The organism is Priestia sp. MDV22-iso46 (assembly GCF_058629175.1).
Map to the genome: position 1 here is coordinate 1 of NZ_JBZVWT010000030.1, position 3,323 is coordinate 3,323.

General features: G+C 34.2%; 1 protein-coding gene. It reads right to left on the reverse strand.

Features of this window, described 5'->3' with window-relative positions; all coding sequences use genetic code 11:
- Positions 1–1,125: 1,125 nt before the first annotated feature.
- On the reverse strand, positions 1,126–1,290 hold the full coding sequence (locus AC4NPH_RS30955) for a hypothetical protein (protein ID WP_176533022.1): 165 nt from the start codon (positions 1,288–1,290) through the stop codon (positions 1,126–1,128).
- Positions 1,291–3,323: the final 2,033 nt, after the last annotated feature.

Consider the following 3,323-nt stretch of genomic DNA (forward strand, 5'->3'; position numbering starts at 1 on the left):
CATGTATTAGGCACGCCGCCAGCGTTCATCCTGAGCCAGGATCAAACTCTCCGAAGAAATGTTTGACTTGCTCATTTAAAAAATAAAAATTAACGTTGACGTTTGTCGCTTTGTTCAGTTTTCAAAGTTCAACCGCCGCTCTTAAGCGACTTTAATATCTTATCAAGTTATCAATATAATGTCAACAACTTTTTTGAAAATCTTTTTTTCGCTTCGTTGTTACTGGTGTTTCTCAACGACGCTTTATAATAATAAAATATACTTACTAAAAAGTCAACATATTTTCTAAAAAATATTCTATTTATTTCATTATCCTTTTAGCATACATTTTATTAGTTGTTAATCAATAAAACTAATTTCTATATATAAGACTTCATTAGTTAAACTACCTTGTAAATAAAGCGTGCGTGTAACCCAAAAAATCCCTATTAGCTTACTGGATTATAAATAGGCTATTGAGACATTCTATATAAGGAAGAAGGAAAACAAGTAATTGATTAAACTAATTATTACAAAGCTTCTTACATTTGGGATGAGGTGTCTACAGCAGGCATATTTCAGAAAACCTTATTGTAAACCGATGTATGTTTGATTCATAAGGGGATGGTAGTCATGAACGTAGTAAGAATGTATATAATGGGTAGACAATAATGTTCATTTATTACTGTGCAAATGAGGTGTTTGTCGCAGACCAAGAACGACTTCGTTCACATTGTATATTTTTTAGTTCAATGCTTAAATGAGGTGTTTGTTAAAGAGAAGATACTTTTTCAAGTTACTGTTTCATTAGGCAATGGAATTACGTAAATGAAGTGTTCCTTAAAGATCATTAACTGCATTAAAAGCTACTTTTTCCTTCTTCACATGACGGGATGTATAATCGTTTGCATCCCGTTTGTGTTACATAAGCTATCTCGACCAATCATTAAAAAGAGGAATCGTAGGAACAGCTTTTAGTTGCTCGCTGCTTCCTCCTTCTAGCTTTCAAATATAAAAAAGTAGACTTTTCATCCTTCACTTCGCCTTCAAACTTTTGCTTTTTTTAACGTTCCGTTTCTTGTGCTGTACTCCGTTCTTTTAAGATTATGCTCCCCTATTCCGTGCAAAAAATTTCGTAAATCCATTTTATGATTTCTCTTTTCTCCCTTTGTCACAATCCTTTATCTCTCTCAGTACCTCTCTCTTTTCTAAGCCGCCTTTCAAAAAAATCCTGATAACAAATCTTCTTTTTTTTATTTCATCTATTTTTTTAACGGCTATTGGATTAATATTTCTTAAAAACATATCCATGACATTCGTTCCTTTCCTGTACATTGTGGTTCCCCACTACAAAAGAGAGAAGAGCATAAGGGGTTTTTGCCCCCACAGGACGTGTGGGGCTAGGCAGAGCCTAGCAAAACCGTGGGGACAAGAAAACCTGTTGAATGTGAACCTACTGTTGACCTAAACTCCTCCATGTGAACCTACTCTGAACATAAAAAAGCAATAATGTGAACCTGCTGCGAACCTCAAAAAAACACATGTTGACCTACTGTTAACATGTGTTTTTTCATCTCCTGGTTAAATCCTGTTGCTTTTCACTTAATTTTTGGATCTTTTCTTGTAGACTTTTTTGATCGCCTTCATAGAGCTGAATGCTTCATCATTAGATTGAATCACATCTTTTTTTACCACAATTTTTGATTCTCTCTCGGCTTTTCCATAGCTTTTCATTTTCTTTTTTATAAAATCTTTTTCTAACTTATGTGAACATGAAAAAAATAAATATCGACATCTTGTGAACGTATATTTTTCTAGAACGGTAATCGTTTATAGAATAAAAATTGATTCGTAAATGGTAAAAAAGCATGCGTAAATCACTTGTATTGTAGGCAAAAAGAAATGGCCGTTTTGACCATAAACGTGCGAAAGAAATAAAAAAGATCGTTTGCTTCTGTCTTATTTTTTTCAAAAAACACTTCAAAATGAAGTGACCCTTGAGGGGACATTTATCAACTATGAAGGGTCGGTGAAGGGGCTTCTGGCACAAATGTTGCAATCACTGAAGGTGCGGTGAAGGGACTGTCCTTTAATTCGAGGGTACGCTGAGGGGGTTCTTGCAAACATTTCCTTGTACCCAAGGTTTTGTTAGGCTCTGCCTAATCCCACACAGTCTGTGGGGGCAAAAACCCCTTATGCTCTTCTCTCTATTTTTTGAGAGGCACCACTATTTTAGAGAATTAACATGAAGTATGGGAAATTAAAATAAGAAATGTTGATCCTATTGCTGTTGAAAAAAATTGATGAGTTAGCAAAGAAATCTAATCAGTCTCGACAGCAATTTTAAAAAAAACTGGTTTACGCATTAGCTATTTTCAGTCAACAATCTGGTCGAGGAGAACATCTTAAAAATTTAATTAGGGCTAACATTAGGATGATGGAGCTTTGTGCAATCTCAATGGAAAACCCGCATGATATGTTAAAAGAAATAATCAGAGAGTATGATGATGATGAATAAAAAAAAGACAGATGATTTTATTCGATGAAGACATCTATCAATCCATTCCAAGATGACATAGTTGAACACAAAATGAGATGTCGTGGTGATATTTGTAGCAGACATTTGTAACAGATTTAGATACGAGCAAAAGAAAGAATGGAATGTAACAACCATTACAGAAGCTGCTTCCACTGAGTTGAAAAATAATTTAAAAAGGGAACTCACTAAACGGTAACTTAGCGTTAACAATGCCAATAAACATGTACAAATAGCCAGGGATACAGGACAATTTTCTCCCTCAGAATTTAGCAAAAAAGCAGCTTCTACATGAAGTAGAAACTGCTCCTATCATATTTTTAACATGCTGCATAGGGTGATTTTTTCTCACCCTCTTTCCAAAAAAGGACTACAAAAAATCACCCTACCCAGGAGAACTATTTGCGATTATCATTGAAAGTGTACTAATCACTAAATCTTGGACGTTATTAAAAATCTGGCATTATAACACACTTTTTAATATTTGAGGAGAGGTAAAAAAATACCCCTCCCCTACTCTAAAAAACTCGTATATGATAAAGGTGATTCCTACAGCAACACAGGATCACTCGTAGCTAAATATACTTGTTTTGATATATTTTGCTAATTTTTATTGAATTATGAGACTAGTTAACGCTATAATAAAACTAACAAAAACGTGCGGATAGAAAAAAGACTTCAACTGTTTAAGTAGTGTACCACCACTCTTAAACCGTTCCCCCTAGAAACGGTAGGGAAAACACTTGTCGAAGTCTCTTGTTAATAGAGTTAGTTTTGTACAAAATAAAACTTATGGTTTTATTTTATA

Coding starts and splice junctions, on each gene's coding strand:
- AC4NPH_RS30955 (WP_176533022.1), bottom strand. CDS start 1,290: ATGGATATGTTTTTAAGAAATATTAATCCAATAGCCGTTAAAAAAATA.